The sequence below is a fragment of the Streptomyces sp. MK37H genome (assembly GCF_018035285.1).
GTDB lineage: Bacteria > Actinomycetota > Actinomycetes > Streptomycetales > Streptomycetaceae > Streptomyces > Streptomyces endocoffeicus.
Map to the genome: position 1 here is coordinate 1 of NZ_JAAAYH010000604.1, position 4,150 is coordinate 4,150.

Genomic DNA, 4,150 nt, shown 5'->3' on the forward strand with positions numbered 1-4,150 from the left:
ACCATGTAAGGAGGCCGCTGACGCCCGGCGCCGCGAGCGCACCCCCGCCCGCTCACGGCACCGGACTTCTCATTGCCCCGCCCGGCGTCGTGGAGGCGCGTGCGAACTGCGCTGGTGGTGGAGAAGTGCAGTGTGCTCATTTCGCGCCCCCCGTCGATGGAGCCTGGTCGGTCTGGCTTCTGGCTGCCCCGGCCGGTGGTGTTCCGCCCGGTGCACAGAAGACTTTGCCGGGCCAGTTTCATGGGGGTGTCTGCCGACTGTCACAGGCTCGTCACAGGCGATCGGACCGATAAACCCCTGACGGTCGAACTACAGGCCCCTTGTAGGCCAGAATGACCAACGTGCCTTTCCTGTTGCTGATCGAGGACGACGACGCCATCCGCACGGCCCTCGAACTCTCGCTGTCTCGCCAGGGCCACCGTGTGGCGACCGCGGCGACGGGCGAGGACGGCCTGAAACTGCTGCGTGAGCAGCGGCCGGATCTGATCGTGCTCGATGTGATGCTGCCCGGGATCGACGGCTTCGAGGTGTGCCGCCGGATCCGCCGTACCGACCAGTTGCCGATCATCCTGCTGACCGCGCGCAGCGATGACATCGACGTCGTGGTCGGCCTGGAGTCCGGTGCCGACGACTATGTGGTCAAACCCGTCCAGGGCCGGGTGCTGGACGCCCGGATCCGCGCGGTGCTGCGGCGCGGGGAGCGGGAGGCCAATGACTCCGCGGCCTTCGGCAATCTGCTGATCGACCGCGCGGCCATGACGGTCACCAAGAACGGCGAGGATCTCCAGCTCACCCCCACTGAGCTGCGGCTTCTGCTGGAGCTCAGCCGCCGTCCGGGGCAGGCGCTGTCCCGGCAGCAGCTGTTGCGGCTGGTGTGGGAGCACGACTACCTCGGGGACTCGCGGCTGGTCGACGCATGCGTACAGCGGCTGCGCGCGAAGGTGGAGGACGTGCCGTCGTCACCGACGCTGATCCGTACGGTGCGTGGTGTCGGGTACCGGCTGGACACGCCACAGTGAGCGACGCACGTGCGGCCGCCGGACCGCGGACGACTGCGATGCCCGCACCCTCGCCGCACGGGCGGAGAAGCGAACGGATCAGCGCAGTGAGCGACGCACGTGCGGCCGCCGGACCGCGGACGACTGCGATGCCCGCACCCTCGCCGCACGGGCGGAGAAGCGAACGGATCAGCGCGGTGAGCGATATGTGCGTCGCACACGGGGGCGGAGAAGTACGGAATTGAGCGCAGTGAGCGACGAGCCCGGTCGAGCCCGGGGCTGGGCCGCGGGGCTCTTGCGGTGGTTCAGCCTCCGGCTACGGCTGATGCTGGTCTTCGGCCTGGTGGCGCTGACCGCCGCCGTGTCCGCGTCCGCCATCGCGTACTGGCTGAACCGGGACGCGGTGCTGACCCGTACCCAGGACGCGGCGCTGGACGAGTTCCGCAAGTCGCTGAAGGACGACACCGACCCGTTGCCCTCCCTCCCCACCTGTTCCGAATTGCGGGAGGCGGCGGGTCGTATGGCGGACAACACCCAGAAGTACGAGGTGCTGCTGATCACCCGGACGAAGGACGCCGGAAGCTGCCCGGCGGCCTCGGACAAGGATCTGTTCACCCTCGATGCGGTGCCCTCCTCGCTGCGGCGCGCGGTGGACCAGAAGCGCCCGGTGGGCAAGGGGAACACCGCCCCGTACCACCTCTACTGGCAGCGGATCACGCTGGACGGCACCCCGTACCTGGTCGGCGGGGCCAAGGTGAACGGCGGCGGGCCGACCGGCTACATGCTCAAGTCCCTGGACACCGAGCGCCAGGATCTGAACTCCCTGGCCTGGTCGCTGGGGATCGCCACCGGGCTCGCGCTGATCGGCGCCGCGCTGCTGGCGCAGGCCGCCGCGGCCACGGTGCTGCGGCCGGTGCAGCGGCTCGGGGAGGCGGCGCACCGGCTGGGCGAGGGGCATCTCGACACCCGGCTGCAGGTCTCCGGCTCCGATGAGCTGGCCAATCTCTCCCACACCTTCAACCGGGCCGCGGAGCGGCTGCAGAAGCGGGTGGCGGAGCTGTCGGCGCGGGAGGCGTCCAGTCGGCGCTTCGTCGCGGACATGTCGCATGAGCTGCGGACCCCGCTCACCGCGATCACGGCCGTCACGGAGGTGCTGGAGGAGGAGGCCGACTCGCTCGACCCGATGATCGCTCCGGCGGTGCAGCTGGTGGTGAGCGAGACCCGGCGGCTGAACGACCTGGTGGAGAACCTGATGGAGGTGACCCGCTTCGACGCGGGCACCGCCCGGCTGGTGCTCGACGATGTCGATGTCGCCGACCAGGTGACGGCGTGCATCGACGCCCGCGCCTGGCTGGACGCGGTGGAGCTGGACGCGGCGCGCGGGATCGTGGCCCGGCTGGACCCCCGGCGGCTGGATGTGATCCTGGCGAATCTGATCGGGAACGCGCTCAAGCACGGCGGCTCGCCGGTGCGGGTCTCGGTGCGCACCGAAGGCGATGAGCTGCTGATCAAGGTCCGGGACCACGGTCCGGGCATCCCCGAGGATGTGCTGCCGCATGTCTTCGACCGCTTCTACAAGGCGAGCGCGTCCCGCCCCCGCTCGGAGGGCAGCGGACTCGGGCTGTCGATCGCGATGGAGAACGCGCATATCCACGGCGGCGACATCAGCGCCGCGAACTCGCCGGAGGGCGGGGCGGTCTTCACACTGCGGCTGCCGATGGACACCTCCCGGATCGCCTCCGACGAGGCCGAGGACGAGCGCGACCGCGACCGCGACCGCGACGGCTCCGCCGGGGGCGAGCGCGACGGCGGCGGGGCCAAGGGCAAAGGGAAAGGCAAGGGCACGGGCACGGGCACGGGCCGGGACGAGGAGGGCAGGCCATGAGCGCGCGCTGGACCCGGTCGGCCGCCCTCCTGCTGACCGGCGCGGTCGCGCTGCTGGCGGCCGGGTGCGGGATACGGGGCACCTCGGTGCCGGTGGACGCCGGGGCCGCGCCCTCGCGGGCGTCCTGCCGGGCGCCGGAGTCGGAGCGGGCCGCCGAGGGGATGGGCCGGGTCTCCGTACGGATCTATCTGCTGTGCTCCTCGCGGATCCTGTCGGTGAGCAGGACCACCCGGCAGGGCGACGAGAAGACGGCCCGGGAGCCGGTGCGGGTCGCCCGGGCGCTGCTGGAGCAGCTGCGGCTGCCGCCGACGGCGGCCGAGGTGTCGGCCGGGTTCTCCACGGCGGTCGAGGACTGGGTGGAGATCTCCGGTCCGGCCAAGGGCGACCCGGACAGCGCGCTGCGGCTGAACCGGCCGCCGGAGGAGATCCAGTCGCTGGCGCTCGCCCAGATCGTCTGCACCTTCGCGGACACCACGGTGGCCGGTGACGACGGCAAGGTGGTGCTCGGCGGCCCGGACAGCCAGCGGGATCCGCTGAAGGCGTACCAGTGCACCGAGGAGATGCGCCGCAATCCGATGATCGCGGTCAATTCCGGGGTCCTGGTGTCCTGAACCCCGCGGTTTCTGGTGTCCTGAACCCCGCCGTTTCCGGTGTCCTGAACTCTCGGGTCCCGGTGTGCTGATCTCCGGGGCCCGGTGTCCTGATTCGTTACCTGTCGGTACCGCCCCGTCCCAGGTCGGCGACTTGTCGGTAACAAGGTGCTGACCAGCGGGGTGGGTGCGGAACCGCGACCCCCGCGTGCGGCGTCCTGATTTTCGTGCAGGGTCCTTTCGGCCGCAGGGCCGCCTTCCGCTACCGCGTCGCGGGCTTCGTGCTCCTCGTGGCACACCTCTCGTTCGTCTGCTGGCTGACCCTGCGACCGGTGAACGTCCCCTGGGTGTCCGCGGCGACCCTCGAACCACTGGCCACCATCCGCGCCGATCTGGCGCTCAGCCCCTGGTCGGCCGCCCGTTCCATCGGGGGCGGGCTGCTGCTGCTCGCGCCGCTGGGGGTGCTGCTGCCGCTGGCCGGGGGCCGGGTGGAGGCGTATCCGCTGGCCTCGCTGGTCCGTACGGCCTTCACGGGGGCGATGGTGGCCATGGGGTTCGCGCTGCTGCGCAGCGAGGTGACCGGGCAGATCATGAACGTGGACGCGGTGCTGCTGAACACCGTCGGGGTCGCCCTCGCGCATGTGCTGGTGGTGCCCGCCGTACGGGCGTGGCTCCGC

At 71.2% G+C, this 4,150-nt stretch carries 4 protein-coding genes and 1 pseudogene; 4 read left to right on the forward strand and 1 reads right to left on the reverse strand.

Features of this window, described 5'->3' with window-relative positions:
* Positions 1-140: pseudogene (locus GWI24_RS45950) on the reverse strand (SigE family RNA polymerase sigma factor); the annotation flags it as partial.
* Between the two features lie 201 nt (positions 141-341).
* On the opposite strand from GWI24_RS45950, the gene afsQ1 reads away from it, so the two are divergent.
* From afsQ1 to GWI24_RS41390, 4 genes are all read left to right on the forward strand, one after another.
* Positions 342-1,019, forward strand: coding sequence for a two-component system response regulator AfsQ1 (gene afsQ1, locus GWI24_RS41375; RefSeq protein ID WP_171072689.1), 678 nt, complete (start codon positions 342-344; stop codon positions 1,017-1,019).
* A 304-nt stretch (positions 1,020-1,323) separates the two neighbouring features.
* The gene (locus tag GWI24_RS41380) at positions 1,324-2,883 is read left to right on the forward strand and encodes a cell wall metabolism sensor histidine kinase WalK (protein ID WP_247617601.1); all 1,560 of its coding nucleotides are present in this window, start codon (positions 1,324-1,326) and stop codon (positions 2,881-2,883) included.
* The gene (locus tag GWI24_RS41385; protein ID WP_210951176.1) at positions 2,880-3,494 is read left to right on the forward strand and encodes a hypothetical protein; all 615 of its coding nucleotides are present in this window, start codon (positions 2,880-2,882) and stop codon (positions 3,492-3,494) included. The genes GWI24_RS41380 and GWI24_RS41385 overlap by 4 nt, the downstream gene beginning before the upstream one ends.
* A gap of 206 nt (positions 3,495-3,700) precedes the next feature.
* The coding region (locus tag GWI24_RS41390) for a VanZ family protein (RefSeq protein ID WP_210951177.1) at positions 3,701-4,150 on the forward strand (450 nt) is incomplete at its 3' end.

Bases quoted from the DNA above. Each gene is read 5' to 3' on its own strand.
- GWI24_RS41380 (WP_247617601.1), top strand. From the start codon at position 1,324: ATGCTGGTCTTCGGCCTGGTGGCGCTGACCGCCGCCGTGTCCGCGTCC.
- GWI24_RS41385 (WP_210951176.1), top strand. From the start codon at position 2,880: ATGAGCGCGCGCTGGACCCGGTCGGCCGCCCTCCTGCTGACCGGCGCG.